At 70.5% G+C, this 15,584-nt stretch carries 9 protein-coding genes and 2 pseudogenes; 1 reads left to right on the forward strand and 10 read right to left on the reverse strand.

Translation table 11 applies throughout. The features are described from left to right. The 8 genes and pseudogenes from ACIRDX_RS14375 to ACIRDX_RS14410 all read right to left on the reverse strand — a co-directional run. Positions 1 to 753: pseudogene (locus ACIRDX_RS14375) on the reverse strand (hypothetical protein); the annotation flags it as partial. Positions 754 to 764: 11 nt separating this feature from the next. After that, complete coding sequence (locus ACIRDX_RS14380) at positions 765 to 1,973, reverse strand: BamA/TamA family outer membrane protein (protein WP_396626132.1); 1,209 nt, start codon at positions 1,971 to 1,973, stop codon at positions 765 to 767. Further along, positions 1,970 to 3,340, reverse strand: a complete 1,371-nt coding sequence (locus ACIRDX_RS14385) for an NTP/NDP exchange transporter (protein WP_396626133.1) — start codon at positions 3,338 to 3,340, stop codon at positions 1,970 to 1,972. The genes ACIRDX_RS14380 and ACIRDX_RS14385 overlap by 4 nt, the downstream gene beginning before the upstream one ends. A 142-nt stretch (positions 3,341 to 3,482) precedes the next feature. Next, positions 3,483 to 5,639 (reverse strand): cation:dicarboxylate symporter family transporter, encoded by a 2,157-nt coding sequence (locus ACIRDX_RS14390; protein ID WP_396626134.1) that lies wholly within the window; start codon positions 5,637 to 5,639, stop codon positions 3,483 to 3,485. Further along, positions 5,636 to 6,505, reverse strand: coding sequence for a phosphatase PAP2 family protein (locus ACIRDX_RS14395; RefSeq protein ID WP_396626135.1), 870 nt, complete (start codon positions 6,503 to 6,505; stop codon positions 5,636 to 5,638). The genes ACIRDX_RS14390 and ACIRDX_RS14395 overlap by 4 nt, the downstream gene beginning before the upstream one ends. Positions 6,506 to 6,643: 138 nt before the next feature. Then, a complete protein-coding gene (locus ACIRDX_RS14400) occupies positions 6,644 to 8,293 on the reverse strand; it encodes a DUF389 domain-containing protein (RefSeq protein ID WP_396626136.1) in 1,650 nt (549 codons plus the stop codon). A gap of 68 nt (positions 8,294 to 8,361) precedes the next feature. Next, positions 8,362 to 9,585, reverse strand: a complete 1,224-nt coding sequence (locus tag ACIRDX_RS14405) for a putative bifunctional diguanylate cyclase/phosphodiesterase (protein ID WP_396626137.1) — start codon at positions 9,583 to 9,585, stop codon at positions 8,362 to 8,364. A 130-nt stretch (positions 9,586 to 9,715) separates the two neighbouring features. Then, a pseudogene (locus ACIRDX_RS14410) lies at positions 9,716 to 10,828 on the reverse strand (PAS domain-containing protein); the annotation flags it as partial. A gap of 229 nt (positions 10,829 to 11,057) precedes the next feature. On the opposite strand from ACIRDX_RS14410, the gene ACIRDX_RS14415 reads away from it, so the two are divergent. Further along, positions 11,058 to 11,510 carry a thioredoxin family protein gene (locus ACIRDX_RS14415; protein ID WP_396626138.1) on the forward strand — a complete coding sequence of 151 codons (453 nt, stop codon included), beginning with the start codon at positions 11,058 to 11,060 and terminating at the stop codon, positions 11,508 to 11,510. Between the two features lie 298 nt (positions 11,511 to 11,808). On the opposite strand, the gene ACIRDX_RS14420 is transcribed toward ACIRDX_RS14415, so the two are convergent. Both ACIRDX_RS14420 and ACIRDX_RS14425 read right to left on the reverse strand, forming a co-directional pair. Further along, positions 11,809 to 14,115 carry a patatin-like phospholipase family protein gene (locus tag ACIRDX_RS14420; RefSeq protein WP_396626139.1) on the reverse strand — a complete coding sequence of 769 codons (2,307 nt, stop codon included), beginning with the start codon at positions 14,113 to 14,115 and terminating at the stop codon, positions 11,809 to 11,811. Positions 14,116 to 14,127: 12 nt separating this feature from the next. Further along, a partial coding sequence (locus tag ACIRDX_RS14425; protein WP_396626140.1) for an efflux transporter outer membrane subunit occupies positions 14,128 to 15,584 on the reverse strand: 1,457 nt, incomplete at its 5' end.

A 15,584-nucleotide genomic window follows, 5' to 3' on the forward strand; every position in this document is an offset into this window, starting at 1 on the left:
GGTGCCGGTGTACTTGAAGCCGCCGAGCGGCTTGCCGTCCACGCCGCGGCTGGCGAGCATGCGGTAGCTGCCATCGGCGTCCTTCGCCGCGTTGTCGAGCACGCGCTGGAGGTCGGCCTTGTCGAGCTTGCGGGTCTTGCCTGACGGCGTCTCGACGAGGGCCTTCTCGCCGATGTCGAGGTCGTCGAGCTTCAGCCGGCCGAGGTGGTACTCGACCTGCCAGTACCCGAGGGCCCAGAACAGCCGGTTGGCGATCATCGACGCCGCGCTGGCCGCCCCGGGGTACTTCGCAGCGTCGAACTGCACGAACCACAGCACGTTCTTGCTGTCGCGCACCACGAACCCCGGGCTCACGCCGGCGGGCTTGGCGCGCACCACCGTGAAGCGGCCCGGGGCCGGCCCGTCGTGCGTCACCGGGCCACGCGCGAGCGCGTCGGCGGTGAGCGTCGTGCCAGGCACCCGGTTGGTGAACCACTCGGAGTCTGGCACCTCGTCGGCCGTGTTGACGTCCATCGCGCGCACGTCGCGCAGGTCGCCGGGCCGGGCGAAGAGGTTCAGTGCGAGGTCGTACGAGAGCGGGATGTCCCACTCGGCCACGCCCGAAGCGTCCTGCGACGAGGGCTCGCGGCGGATCGGGTCGTCGGGGAAGTAGGTCGGACCGGCGGCGCGCGTGCCGAGCACGGCGCCCGAGGCGATCAGGGCGAGCAGGGCCGCGACGCGGGCGCGGCGGCGGAGCAGCGAAGGGGTCGTCATCGGCATCTTCCTCAGAACGGGGCCGACGTGGAGAAGACGAAGCGCAGGCCTTCGTCGCCCTTGGCCAGGTCGAGGCGCAGCACGGTGGCGCCGGGGGTGTGAAAGCGGATGCCGACGCCGTAGTCGGTCTTCAGGTCGCGCCAGGCCAGCTTGTCGAACTCGGCGGCGACGGTGCCGGCGTCGAAGAACAGGGCCATGTCGATGCCGAGCCGGTTGGGGAACCAGCGCAGTTCGGCGCTGCCCATCGCGGTGTGGTTGTCGCGGAAGCGCGCCGTCGAGTAGCCGCGCAGCGTGTTGCCGTCGCCGAGGTACGGCATGAAGAAGTACGGCGCCGTGCCGTTGACCACCGACTCGGTGCGGCCGTGGAGCGACACCACCCAGGTTTCCCTGAGGATCGGGATGTGCTGCACGAGCTTGGTGGTGGCGATGCCGAAGTTCTCGCCGTCGCCGGTCGACAGGTACTCGTTGTAGGCCAGGCGGTAGTAGCCGCCCCTGCGGCTGTAGAAGGGCGAGTCGAGCCAGTCGAGCCCCATCTGCCCCTGCAGGTGCATGAAGCGCGGGTCCTCCCCGAGCCTGGGTGCCGTCGTCGCGTCGAAGCGCTCCTCGACCGACGGGACGTTGCCCTGGCCTTCGCGCTCGTTGTAGGCCTCGTAGGCGGCCAGGCCGCGCAGGAACAGGCGCTTGCGGGGCCGGTACAGGGCCGCGCCCTCGACGTACGTCTCGTTGATGCGGGTGTTGGTCCGGTCGTCTTCGGTCGTGTTGGCGCCGAGCCCGTGGTAGGGAATCTGCGTGGCGTCGCGCCAGCCGACGCGGCCGGTCAGGTCGAGCTTGCCGTTGGCCATCCGCGGCGCCGCCGCCGAGGCCTCGATCAGCTTGTAGTTGGCGAACGACCACGACCCACGGAGATCCATGTGGGAGTAGTAGCCGGTGTACTTGCGCACGCCGGCGCCCACCGTGAAGCCGCCGCCAGGGTACACCGACGCGAACGTCGGGTAGAAGCCGTGCAGGAAGTTCGGGTCGAGCCAGGCGCGGCTCTCCACGAGCTCGAGGATCTTCTCGGCCTTGTTGGGCACGTACGGCTTGAGGACCTTGGACTTCTCGGCCTGGGCCTGCTCGATGGCCTCGGTGCGGGTCTGCTGGGCGCTGGCCGGTGTGGCGATCGCCAGCAGCGTGGCGACGGTGACCGCGCGCCAGGCGCGGCGGGGAACAGTGACGTTCATGAGTGCGTGACCTGGCGCGCGGGCTCCTGGCGCGCCGTGGCGACGAGGCGATGATGCTCGCCGCCGAGGAAGTGGACGACCGCGAGCCAGCCGAGCGTGAGCACGACGTTCATGGCGGCGAACGCGGGGATCCCGAACGAGGCGGCATGCCCGGCCCAGACGATCACCGCTTGCAGCACGTCGCCCGCCCGCACGAAGAAGGAGTCGACGGCCTGCTTGGCCTTGTACTTGGCCTCGCGGCTCGTGGGCAGCCACAGGGCCTGCTTGGTGGTGTTGCCGAGCGAGTAGTCGATGGCGTTGTCGGCGATCTTGAACAGGCCGACCGTCTGCACCGACGGCGTCCGCAGCATGAAGGTGTAGCCGAGCAGCGCGACGATCGGGTGGATGTACAGCGACTTCTCGACCCCGAGCCACTTGAACAGCCGCGACACCACGAACAGTTGCAGGAAGAGCCCGACGAAGTTCACGTACGAGAACAGGTTGCCGTACACGCCACCGACGAACTTCTCGCGCGCCTCGTGTCCTGCCGCGTCGCTGCCGAACCTGGCGACGGCTTCCTCGGTGACCAGGCGCCCGAACAGGTACTCGCCCGACGTGTTGACCACGTTGAGCAGCACCATCAGGATCCCGATCAGCAGCAGGTAGCGGTTGCCGAACACGAGCGAGAACGCGCCCTCCTTGCCGAGTGGCACCTCGGCGGCCTTGGCCTGCGCGGCGGTGTGCGTCGCGCGGTTGGCCCGGTTGGCGCCGTAGGCCAGCACGATGCACACGCATACCAGCCCGGCCGCGATGCCCATCAACGGCAGTGGGCCGAATGCCCGCGCGAGCGGCGCCGCCTGCAGTGACCCGAGGAACGCCCCGAGGCTGCTCCCGAGGCCCAGCAGCGGGAACAGCCGCTTGCCCTGATCCGGCGTGTACAGGTCGTTGGCAAACGCCCAGAACTGCGCGATCACCATCGTGTTGAAGATGCCGACCCAGAGGAAGTACGGGATGCCGATGCGCAGGCCCGAGCCGCTCGCCAGGATGAACAGGCCAATCTGCACCACGAAGGCGAGCGTGACCCAGCGAATCAACTTCATGCGGTCCACGCGCGAGGCCAGCGCGCTGAACATCGGCACGAGGGCCAGCAGCAGCACCGCCTGCCCTGCTGAAGAGTAGGCCTTCACCTCCGCGCCGCCGTCGGCCAGGATCAGCGCCTCGCGGGCCGTCTTGAGCATGTAGTACGCGCCGAGCAGGACGAACATCGTGCCCGTCAGCAGCAGCGCGGTCGCGGCCTCGCCGGCGCGCACCTCGGCGATGGGCGAGAGCGCGCGTTCGACCCAGCCACGGGTGGACGAGGGGGAGGACGACTCGGCGGGTGATGTCATGCAGAAGGCTCGGCGGTCAACACGACAGTATGGACTCGTTCAGGTCACGACCAGCCTGCCGAGTGCCCGCTCCGGGCATGTCATAGACGTGAAGTGTCAGGAAGCGGACAGGCACAGGCCGCTGCTGCGCCAGGTCATGTGCTCAATCCACCCAGTGGAGCACGTTCCGAATCAGGGACCAGCGACGAGGCGGCGGGGCGAACGAGCGGCCGTAGATCCAGTGATCAATCAGCCGCGTGAGCGCGCCGTCGCGCAGGTGCAGGGCCAGCCAGGTGTCGACGAACGACTTCCACGCCGTGTCGCCCTGAGGGAGCCCGTACCCCACGGGGACGCGCACCAGCCCGGGCTCGGGCACGACCACCGAGTAGCCGGGGTACAGCAGCGTGAGGTACGCGCCACGCTCGGCCGAGAGCACCATCGCCTCGAAGTCCCACCCCTTCGCCGTGAAGACGGCCGGCAGGTTCGTCAGGGGCACCAGCGTGGCCTCCGGGAGCCGTTGTTGGACCTGTCGCCGGAAGTACGGCAGGTCGGGCAGGCCGACGCGGACCGACCCGCGTGCGCGGGCCCCATCCCACGTCGAGTACGCGGAGCGGAGGTGGTCAGGCACGACGAACGCGAGCGTCTCCTCGAGATACGGCGCCGAGAAGGCCAGTTGCGTCGCGCGCAGCGGCGTGGCGACCGCGCCGCCCATCGCGATGTCGCACGTGCCGCTGGCGAGCGCGTCGGGCAGGTTCTCGGTGGTCCTCGGCACCAGTTGCAGCCTGACGCCGAGGTCGATGGCCAACTGGTGGGCCATCTCGATGTCGAGGCCCACGAGCTCGTCGTTGGCGTTGGTGAAGGCGTACGGCGGCCGCGACTCGAGGTAGCACACCCGGACCACGCCCGTGGTTCGCACGGTGTCGAGCACGGTGGCACCGGCGGGGCGGGGACCGCGCGACTCCGGCGAGGCCATGGGGGCCTGCGGCAGCATCGGCTCGAGGGCCGCGACCACGGCCACGCCGTCGAAGTGCGGCCGAAGCGCCGTCTCGAACAGCACGCGCAGTCCGCCCAGGATGCCGACGACGAGGCAGGCGGTGATGACGAGGTACCGCGTGATGCGGCGGACCTCGAACCGCACGGCGCCGGCGATGGCGGCGCTCCCGAGCACGCCGACCACCACCGTGTGGACGGCCGCGAGCAGCGACCCGAATCGCTGGTTGATGACACCGGTCGCGAGGAACAGCTGGAAGGTGTCGGCCGGGATGCGGAACACGTCGAGGAGAAACGGCACCGCCGCGCTGAGGCTGCCGAAGAACGTCAGCAGGCCCGTGACCGCCAGCGCCGGGTACGACGTGTACGGGATCGCGACGTTGGCGAACCACCCGGCAAACAGCACGAAGCTCAGCGACAGCAGCTTGCCGGTGTGGGGAAAGTTGAACGACGCCGGCACGATCACGTCGGGCAGGCTGGCCGCGTGCTCGCCGGTCCGTGCCGGGAGGTGGCGCGCCAGCAGTTCCTTGCAGGCGTCGGTGAGCGTCGGCAGCACGATGAACAGGTCGCCGGCGACGAACGCCGTGAGCAGGGCGTCGCGGGTGGGCCGCAGCAACTCGACGTAGCCGATGGGCGTCAGGGCCGCCACCAGCCCGGGCAGCACCCACGCGGCCAGCAGCAGGGCGATCGCGACGTAGGCCACCAGGTACACCTGGATGCGGGCGATCTGCTCGATCTGCAGCGTGCCCGCGGCGACGGCGGCCACCGCGAACATGCCGTAGGGCGTGAGACGCACCACCAGCTTGGTGGCGCGGCCCACCATCTCGCTCGCCACCGACAGCACGTCGAGCAGCACGGCCTTGCGCGGCACGGCGATCAGCGCCACGCCCAGCATGATCGAGAACAGCACCACCGCCGGCACGATGTTGTTGGCCAGCGAGTTGAAGGGGTTGGACGGGATGTACAGGTCGACGAAGTTGAACGACGGCGGGCGCTCCAGCATCGACGTGCTGAAGAACGACCCCTGACGCATCGACGGGAACACCACGGGCATCAGCAGCGCGAACCCGAGGCCGATGGCCCACAGGCTCACGAGCACCACGCCCGCGCGCACGCCCAGCCGCCGCGCCTCGTCGGTCGACAGGTTCCCCAGGCTGGCGATGATGGAGATGACCACGTACGGCAGCACGGTCATCTGCAGGAGCTTGACGAACCCGGTGGCCACCACGCCGAGCGGCGCGACCAGGTCGCCGAGGAACAGGCCGGTGGCGACGCCACCCGCCAGCCAGACGAGGATGCGCGTCGAGAACGACATCGTGGGGCGCTTCACGGATCCACCACGAACTGCACCATGGCCCCGCCGCGCGTGATCGCCGGCACCACGCGGACGGGATGCTGCCGGAGGCGGAACGTCACCGCACGCCCGGCGGTGATGCCGACGGCTGCGCCCATGACCGTGTCGCTCAGCCAGTGCTTGCGGTCGTGGATGCGGGAGGCCGCCGTGTACACGCCGAGCGCATAGAACGGCAGGCCCGCCTTCCAGCCGTAGTGCGTGTGCAGCACGGTGGCCGTTGCGAACGTGGCCGAGGAGTGCCCAGAGGGAAACGCTCGCGGGTCGCCGTTGGGACGTGTCCGCCGCACGGCGTACTTGATCGCGTACGTCCACGACGTGGCGCTGATCTGCGCCCGCAGGAGATCCCGCCCGGCCGCGGACGCCCGGCGACTGCCCTTCGCGGCACCGATCCCCCACCACGCGACGGCCAGCGGCACCTGCAACGTGAGGTTGCCGTATTCGTCGCCGACGGTGAGGCCACCGGCGATCTCGTCGAACCGGGCCTCGGTGATCTTCTCGTCGAAGGGCCGCACGAACAGGGCGGTCGCCGTGCCGAGCGTGAGCGTGCGCGCCGTGTCGAGCGTGAACCACTGCGCGTAGTCGCGGCCGACATCCTTGAAGAAGCCCTTGAATCCGGGCGAACCGGCCAGCCGAGGGTCATCGGCCGGCCTGGACTCCTGGGCAGTGACTCCGGCATCGGTGGCCTGGGCGAGGGGCGTGTCGGAGGGCGGCACGGCCGTCGGCGATACCGCCGCCGGTGCGGCCGCCTCGGGTTCGGGCGCCTGCGCCAGGCACGGGCCTGCGCTCGCCGTGAGGACCGTCAGGAGGAACAGCGTGACCGGGAGCTGACTTGTCGGGCGCATGCGCACCATCATTGTGCAGGCAAGCTGGGTCCGCTGCACGCTGTCGCTTTTGACAGGGTTGTCTGGCGCGCATGGGAGCCGGGGGCGGCTGTTCTGGCCCGGTCGGTTCCCGGTGCCCATTTCAGGCCGTTGCGGTGGTCAGCGCCCGGCGCCGGTCGCCCCGGGCACGCCGTCCGGGGGCGCGTCGCACGTGTCGCGGGTGAAGCGCACCTGCCAGGCCGGCCCGTCGGCCAGTGCGCGTCGCGCGGCTGGCCAGTCCGCCAGCCACGACTCGACGCGCGCGCGCGCTGCCGCCGCGTCGGCGCTCCGCGGCGCGGTGACACAGGCCGACACCCGGGGGAAGGGCGCGGCCTGGACCAGCGGCACGCCGATGGCGTCCCACCAGTCCTCCGTCGCCTCCGGCGTGTCGCGCGTCGGCAGCGCGACCGCCTGCACGTCCACCGGCGTGCGCAGCGCGATTCGCAGGGCCTGCTCGAGGATTGCGCGCGCCTGGCCGTCGAGCGCCCGGTCGGCCAGTGCGAGGTCGACGCGCAGGCCGCCCTGGTCGAGCGCCTCCACGCGCATGTCGAGCACCGTGCTGCCGGCGTCGGGCAGGTGCGCCTGCACGGCCTGCCGGACCTGATCGTGCAAGACCGACGCAGCCACGGCCGGCGCGAGGCTGTCGCGGGCCGGCGTCGTCGCGCTCCGTCGCTCGACGGCGCTGGCCCGCGGCACCGCCAGCACCTGCACCTGGGGCGACGCGCCGGTGGCCTGCGCCAGTGCGGCGCGCAAGCGCTCCTGCAGCTCGAGCGCCTCGCGATCGGTGCCGACCACCACGGCGCGCAGCTCGAGCCGCCCGCGCTCGACGAGGGGCTCGACGCGGATGGCATCGCGCAGGAGCGCTTCCTGCGACACGACGCGGCCCACGGCCGCCCTGGCGCGGACTTCGTCGCTCACCTCCAGCAGCGCGCGCGTGAGCGGGCGAATCACGAGCAGGAGGAGTACGGCGGGTACCAGCACACGGATCGCCGCGCGCGACCGCAGGGCGAAGCGCGTCTCCAGCACCCGCGCCATCGCCATCGTCCGGCGGTCGATCGGGCTCTCGGGCTGCAGTGCCTTCGTGCCGCCATCGGGCAGGGCCCGGTAGTCGACGAGCCAGAACATGAGCGCGGCGAAGGCGAGGATGGCGCAGAAGTTCGCCGTGAACAGAAGCGCCGCACCTTCCGCGATCTCGCGCTGGCGGCTGCCGATGCCGAAACCCACGACGCACAGCGGCGGGACCAGCGAGATGCCGATGGCGGTGCCGGCGGCCGTCGACGACGCGTTGCCGGTGGGGCGCGTGGTCGTGGCGGCGGCCGCGACCGCGCAGAACACGGCGACGAAGAGGTCGAGCACCGTGGGCGACGTGCGGGCGAGGATCTCCGGCGTGGCCACGTGGAACGGCAGCACGAGCGTGATCAGCGCGGCGCCGAGCGAGACGGCCAGGACCGACGCCACGACGCGAATCAACGAGCGCAGCAGGAGGTAGGTCGACGTGATGACCAGGCTCATCGACAGCTCGACGATGGGCGTCATGAGTGGCGCGATGAGCATGGCCCCGATCACCACCCCGGCGCTGCTCAGCACGAGGCCGAAGGTGGCGATCCCCATCGCGAGCAGCAGCGCGAGCCAGTAGAGCGCGCGGTCCTCGTGGGGCTTGGCGAGCATGTCGCGGATGACGGCGGCGCGGGCGGCAGCATCGACGCCGAGTGCCCTGGCAATCGCGCCACGGACGCCGTGGCCTTCGTGGACAGCCTGGAGTTCGGTCACGTCCTAGGTTGTACCCCATCCGGGGCGGGCTCAGGGGGCGATACGGGCGCGCCGTCCGCGTCGGATTCCTAGTGGGGCGCGAAGCGCTCGACGAACTCGTCGAGGGGCGCAGGGCGGCCGAGGTGGTAGCCCTGGCCCAGGCGGCACGTGGTCGCGCGCAGGATGTCGTGCTGACCCTGCGTCTCGACGCCCTCGGCCACGACCTCGATGTGCAGCGACTCGGCGAGGCGGACGATGCCCTCGACGATGGCGCGGTCATTGGGCGCGTCTTCGAGGTTCCGCACGAAACGGCCGTCGATCTTCAGCTCGTGCAACGGGTACTGCTGCAGGGTGCTGAGCGACGAATAGCCTGTGCCGAAGTCGTCGAGGCACAGCGCGAAGCCGGCGCCGTGCAGTCCGTTCAGGGTGTCGCGGACGCGCTGCGAGTGCTCGAGCAGCACGCCCTCGGTGATCTCCAGCTTGAGCGCCCGGGCCTTCAGTCCCTGTTGGCGGACGTGATCGATCAGCAACTGGCAGAAGTCCTGGCGATGCAACTGCAGGGAGGAGAGGTTGATCGCCAGCGGCACGTCGAGGCCGACCTTCGCGAGCCGTGCCGCCGCCCGTACGCTGTTGGCGATCACCCACTCGCCGACCGGCACGATCATCCCCGACTCTTCGGCCAGTGCGATGAGCCGCGCCACAGGCACCGCGGACAGCACCGAGTGCGGTGTGCGCAGCAGGCACTCCGCGCCCGCGATCCGGCCGGTCGCGAGGTCGAACTGCGGCTGCAGGAACAGCGCCAGTTCGCCCAGCGTGAGCGCGCGCTGCAGTTGCGCCTGCACGGACTGCCGGTCGTCAGCCTCCTGCTCGAGGCTGCTGTCGAAGAACTGCACGCCGGTGCGCCCGTCCGTCTTGACCCGGTACATCGCGAGATCCGCATTGCGGATCAGGCGTTCCACCGTTCGGCCGTCGTCGGGAAAGACCGTCACGCCGATGCTGGCCGCGACGGTGATCCCGTGGCCGTCGACCTCGAAGGGCTCCCGGAACGCGTCGACGATGCGCGCGAAGGCGTGTCGCACATCGTCCATGCTCGCGCAGTGGTCGATGTAGAGCATGAACTCGTCGCCGCCGAGCCGGGCCACGGCGTCGGCGCTGCGGACCCGCTGGCGTAGCCGCTGCGCGACCGCGGTGAGCAGCAGGTCGCCGGCGTGGTGCCCCTGGGAGTCGTTGATCGCCTTGAAGTCGTCGAGATCGAGGAAGGCCACGGCGACGCGGCCGCTGTCCTCGTCGTCGGCCAGCAGGCGGCCCGACAACTTGCTCGATGAAGCTCTTGCGATTGAGCAGGCCCGTCAACTGGTCGTGCTCGGCCATGTAGAGGATGCCGCGCTGTGCCTGCTTCTGCCCGGTGATGTCCTCGAGAATCGTCACGAAATGCTGCACCTGGCCGATCGCCTGCCGGATCGGGCTCGTCGTCTGCTGCGCGTAGACCTCGTCGGTCCCCGCGCGGTGCAGCACGGTCTCGCCCCGCCACGGCTCACCGGTGCGCGCACACTCCCGCAACACCGCGCCGAACCGGAGGCCGGAGGGGGTGGTCAGCACCATGGCCGACGTGTCGACACGATCGCCGGCGTGCAACCCGGTCAACCCGGAGAAGGCGGGATTGGTCCAGTCGAGCACGCCGTCGACGTCGGAGATGCAGATCGCATTGGCCGCGGTCTCGAGTGCCGTCGCCTGGCGATGCACCCGCTCGAGCAGCCGTCGCGACTCGGTGATGTCGAGGTGCAGGACCACGGCGCCGGGGCTCTGCATCTGGCGGGCCGGGGTCACGTAGCAGCGGAACCAGCGCTGCACGGTCGGCGAGTCGCACGGGTACTCGAAGACGAAGCGGTCGGCTCGACCCTGCAGCACATCGCGGATGCCGTCGGCGGCTGCCGACGCGCCGGCGACGCTGCTGCCCACCGCTCGATCGCAGACGTGGAGGTAATCGGTGCCGACGGCGTCGTTGGCGGATACGAGACCGTTGTCGCGACCGAATGCCTGCCACGACGAGTTGACCGCCACGACGACGCCTCGCCCGTCGAGCAGGGCGACGTTGGCCTCGATGCTGTCGAGGGTCGCCTGCTGCCGCGCATTCAGGGACCGCAACGACTCCTCGGCCACCTGCAGGCGCGCGTTGGCCTCGACAAGTGGCGTCACATCGTGGACCGAGAGGATGGCCCCGAGGATCCGGGACCCGCCGCCGTGCCAGGCGCACACGTGCGCGTTCCAGGTGCGGGCATTGCAAGTGTGGTGGAGGTCGGCGGGTGTCCCGTCGTCGAGCGCGGCCTGTACGTGCCGGACGAGTCGGGGACCCTCGTCGCCCAGGTCCAGTCGGGAGATGTGCTCGCCGAGTGGCGGCGCCGTCAGACCGGCCAGCGCGAGTGCCCGGTCATTGAACAGGCGTACGCAGGCGTCGGCGTCGAACACCACCAGGCCCGCGCCGATGTGGGGCTCGACGCGCGACAGGTCGCTGATGAGACTGTCGATGTCGCCGGCGGGCTCGGGCGGCGTGGCCATGTGGCGGGGTTCGGAGGGGCTGCCGGGCGAGAGGTCGTGCACGCCATGCTCCTTCACCAGGATGCGGGTGCTGGAGCGCGATCCAGCCCGACTGTCGTGGTCATCATGTGCCCCATGCGCCACCAAAGCAATGGCTGAGCTGATGGCGGCCACTCCAGACGCGGTTCGGGACGCCACTCCGACAGGACGCCGCGCACTCCGCGGTGCAGGCTCGTGCTAGCGTGCGGGGATGGCGGTTCGGCGCGCGTCGCGCGACACCATCGTGTGGGGCTTCGTGGTCGCGTTCCTGCTCCTGGCGCAGTGGCCGATGCTGAAAGGCCGCTACTACCAGTGGCGCGGGACGCCGGCGCCGGCGAGCGCCATCGCCTGGCGCACCGACCACGCCGCAGCCCTGGCCGAGTCCGCACGCACGGGCAAGCCCGTGCTCGTCGACTTCGCGGCCGGCTGGTGCCCGCCGTGCGTCACGATGAACCACGAGGTGTGGCCGGATCCGGAGGTCGCCGCGCTCGTGGCGCGCGATTACGTGCCGCTGAAGGTCGACATCGACGCGCACCCCGACCTCGCGGACCGCTACGAGGTGGCAGGCATCCCGAGCGTGATCGTCGTCAACGCCAGCGGACGCGTGCTGCGCAAGGCGTCGTTCCTCGACGCCGGCGGGATCAGGCAATTCCTCAGCGAGTGACGGGGCGCACGGACGACAGGCGTACGGTGACGGGAGTCGGGAGTGAGATCTTCCGAGCGCCTAGCCCCTAGCCCCTAGCCCCTTGAGCCCTGAGCCCTGAGCCCTGAGCCGTGAGCCGTGAGCCGTGAGCCGACGGCAGTCGGGAGTCGGGAGTCGGGAGTCGGCAGTGAGGCTTGAGCCGTAAGCAGTCGGCAGTCGGCAGTCGGCAGTGAGGCTTCCGAGCCCCTAGCCCCTAGCCCCCTGAGCCCCGAGCCCTGAATCGAGGGGCCGGCCAGTTGTCCCAGCCGGCCCCGGTCGATCAGCGGAACAGCGGACCCAGCCCGATGTAGAAGCGGAAGCGGCCGTCGAAGTCGAAGGCCGTGCCGGCATACAGCGGTCCGAAGAGCGTCTCCACCACGGTGGCGAGCGAGACGCTGCTGCGGTACTTCATCTCGCCCCACTCGTTGTGGGCGCTGCCCTGCTCGAACCAGCCGCCGAGGTAGATGTTGCCGCCGAGCACGTCGGCCAGCCGGCCGACCCGCTTCAGGTAGCCGACGCCACCGAGCACGTAGTTGGCGGCGCGGAGCTCGTCGTTGTTGAACGCGCTGAGCCGCAGCGGACCGCCGAGCGAGAAGTCGTTCACCAGCGGGACCTCGCCGAACGACGAGCCGATGCCGTAGCTCAGGAACAGTCGGTCCTCACGCCTCACGCGCCTGAACCAGTTGCCCGTGACTTCGCCCTGCCAGAACTCCTGGGGGTTCAGCAGGTCGCGCGCGATGAGCGACTCGTACTCCGGGGCGTCGAAGTAGTAGCGCAGCCGGCTGCGCATGAACAGGCCCTTGGTCGGGACGACGGGGCTGGTCTGGTTGTCCCAGATGAAGCCCATCGACCCGTACTTCTCCGAGCCGTTGACCTCGGGCAGACCCGGGGAGCCCACGCGGATCCGGCCGCGCACGTCGGCCGCGTCGATGCCGACGCGGAATTCGGCGTGCGGGCTGATCGCGTAGCCGAGATCCACCCCGCCGCCGGCGCGCTTGAACCGGTACTCGGCGACGAACTGCTCGTCGACGTAGCCGTTGCGCGGCGTGCGCAGGAAGTAGGCGCGCGGCGCGATGAAGATGGGCGACTTGCCGAGCGGGCGCCAGATCTCGAAGCCGAGACCCTGGCGCGTGCCGATGACGCCGTCGATGCGCACTTCGGACCCGCGGCCGACCCAGTCGTAGGCGGTGACGCGGCCGGCCAGGTTCACCGAGAAGCTGCTCGAGTCGACGTTGTTCAACTCCGGACTGATCTGCAGCAGCGGCGGGCCGTAGGGCTTGGTGCGCGCCTTGATCTCGAGGCCGGCCTTGCCGTCCTTCTCGATCGGGCGGTACGTCAGGTACTCGTAGCGGTCCGTGCCCGTCACGGTGAGGATGCGGTCGGCCACCGCGCTGTGCGTCAGCGGCTGCCCGACCAGCGGCTCCATCGTCTCGCGGATGAACGCCTCCTCGCGGGCATCGACGCCGACCACGGTGAGGAACTCGGCGCTCTTCGGCACGCCGCGCTTGCGGGCGAGGCGCGCCTTGAGGTGCGCCTCGTAGGTGGCCTCGTCGACGGCCAGCGGCAGCAGCTTGTCCTTCATCGCCTCGGCCGCCGCGTAGCCGCGATCGGCGAGGTCGCCGCTCGCGCGCCACGACATGCCGGTCAGCCCGACCAGGTCGGGGTCGAGGATCACGTCGGCATCCTTGAGCGCCTGCCGGATGCTCGTCGTCATCATCGTGTCGATGGTGCGGCCGAGCAGCGCGACCAGCGACGCGCGCGTCTGCGCCTCGTCTGGCGCGTCGGCGCCGACGTTGACGGCGATGACCTTGTCGGCGCCCATCGCCTTGGTCACGTCTGCCGGGATGTTGTTGAGCGCGCCGCCGTCGACCAGCAGCCAGTTCTCGTAGTTGACCGGCGTGAACACGCCCGGGATGGCCATCGTCGCGCGCATCGCCTGCGCCAGGGAGCCCTTGCCGAGGACGACCGCCTCGGCGTTCTTCAGGTCCGTGGCGACACAGCGGAAGGGCGTCGGCAGTTCGTCGAAGCTGGTCACGTCGCCGTACGCGAGCGCGATGCGGTCGAGCAGCAACGCCACCTGCTGGCCAGGATTCAGGCCGCCGGGCAGCGTGAAGCCGCCCTTGAGCCCGAACTCCAGCTGCGACGGGTACGACCGCTTGTCCTGCTTGCGGCGGAAGGTCTTGTACTTGTACGGCGAGTCGGCGATGAACATGAGGTCCCAGTCGACCTCCTTCATCAGCTCGAGGATCTCCTCGGGCTCCATGCCGCTGGCGTAGGCGCCGGCCACCAGGCCGCCCATGCTCGTGCCGCTGATGTAGTCCACCGGGATGCGGTGCTCCTTGAACCAGCGCAGCACGCCGATGTGGGCGAACCCGCGGGCGCTGCCGCCCCCCAGCGCGAGGCCGACCTTCTCCCGCCCGGCCTGCGCCGCCTCCGCGGCCGTCGCGGGTGTGACGACGCCCTCGCGATCGAAGGGAGAGGAGACCGATGCGCGGAGGTCCTGGGCCGAAGCCCCGGTGGTTCCGAGCGCGACGACCGCGGCCGCCAGGGCGGTTGCGGTGAGGAGGCGATGGGTGAGCGTCATCATGATGGACATCTGCTAGGGCAATCCCGCCATGGCGCCACGCGCGACCACGCGCGAGACTTCAGTGTCGGACCAGCCGCCGCCGAGCGCGCGGTACAGCTGGACATAGGCCACCAGCAACTGCTGCTGGCTGCCGGCGAGGCTGATCTCGGCGCTGTAGAGCACGCGCTGCGAGTCGAGCACCTCGAGGTAGTCGGCCACGCCGGCCCGATACCGCTGATCGGTGAGGTCGACCACCTTGCGGGCGGCATCGACCTGCACCTGCTGCTGCTCGATGCGCTCGCGGATCTTCTGCAGCGACACCAGCGCGTCGGCCGTTTCCTTGAGCGACAGCAGCACCGTCTGGCGCCAGGCGATGGCCGCCTGATCGACCTGCGCGGCCGCGATCGCGACGCCGGCCTTCCGGCGCCCGCCGTCGAAGAGCGGCAGGTCGACGAAGGGCCCCACGGAGATGACCCCGGCGCCGTCGCCGCCGAAGACGTTCTCGAGCGACGTGCTCAGCGTACCGGCAAAGGCCGTCAGGCCGATGCGCGGGAACGGAATCGCGTTGGCCTTGGCGGCGCCGACGCGCGCCGTGGCGGCCGCGAGCACGCGTTCGGCGGCGCGCACGTCGGCCCGGCGTTCGAGGAGCAGCGACGGCAGGCCGAGCGGGATGTCCTGCGGGACCGGCGGCGCCGCGCCGGCCGGGCGATCGATTGGCCCGGGGCCACGCCCGAGCAGCAGGTTGATCAGGTTCTCGCGCAACTGGATCTGCTGCTCGAAGGCCGGCACCTGTGCCCGCGTGCTGGCGAGCTGGCTCACGGCCTGCGCCTCGTGCAGGCCCGACGACACGCCCTGCGCAAGACGCTCGCGCACCAGGGCGAGGGCGTTCTCCTGCAGCGTGATGTTGCGTCGCGTCACCGCCACCTGCTCGTCGAGCAGGCGCAACTCGAACCAGTTCTGCGCGACGGCCGCCACCAGGCTCGTCATCACCGCCCTGATGTTCTCCTCGGTGGCCTGCAGGTCGTACGCGGCCGCTTCGTTGGCACGGCGGAGCCGCCCGAAGAAGTCGATCTCCCAGTTGAAGACGACGCCCTGCGAATAGGACTGGCGGAACGCGTTGTCGTCGGGCGAGATCTTCGGGCGTGGTCCCACGCCCGACTGCACGCCGACCTGCGGTGCCATGGCGGACTTCTGCGACACCACCCGCGCCTGGTACTCCTGCAGCCGCGCCACGGCGGCGCGCAGGTCGAGGTTCTGGTCGATGGCCGTGTTGATGAGCGCCACCAGCGTCGGGTCGTTGAACTGCTCGGCCCACGGCACGTCGCCGTAGGCCCGCCCTTCCACCGGCGTCGCCTGCCGTGCGAACACGTCCGGCACCGGCACCACGGGGCGCTTGTAGTTCTCACCGACCGGTGCGCAGCCTGTCGCCAGTGCCAGACCCAGCAGCGCCGCCGCGGTCACGCCGCGCGCAACGACCCCGACGGGGCCGC

It is taken from the genome of Luteitalea sp. (assembly GCF_044337415.1).
GTDB lineage: Bacteria > Acidobacteriota > Vicinamibacteria > Vicinamibacterales > Vicinamibacteraceae > Luteitalea.

What these genes read in the sequence shown, in the direction of transcription:
- ACIRDX_RS14420 (WP_396626139.1), bottom strand. Translation starts at nt 14,115, where the DNA reads ATGATGACGCTCACCCATCGCCTCCTCACCGCAACCGCCCTGGCGGCC.
- ACIRDX_RS14415 (WP_396626138.1), top strand. Translation starts at nt 11,058, where the DNA reads ATGGCGGTTCGGCGCGCGTCGCGCGACACCATCGTGTGGGGCTTCGTG.
- ACIRDX_RS14385 (WP_396626133.1), bottom strand. Translation starts at nt 3,340, where the DNA reads ATGACATCACCCGCCGAGTCGTCCTCCCCCTCGTCCACCCGTGGCTGG.
- ACIRDX_RS14395 (WP_396626135.1), bottom strand. Translation starts at nt 6,505, where the DNA reads ATGCGCCCGACAAGTCAGCTCCCGGTCACGCTGTTCCTCCTGACGGTC.
- ACIRDX_RS14380 (WP_396626132.1), bottom strand. Translation starts at nt 1,973, where the DNA reads ATGAACGTCACTGTTCCCCGCCGCGCCTGGCGCGCGGTCACCGTCGCC.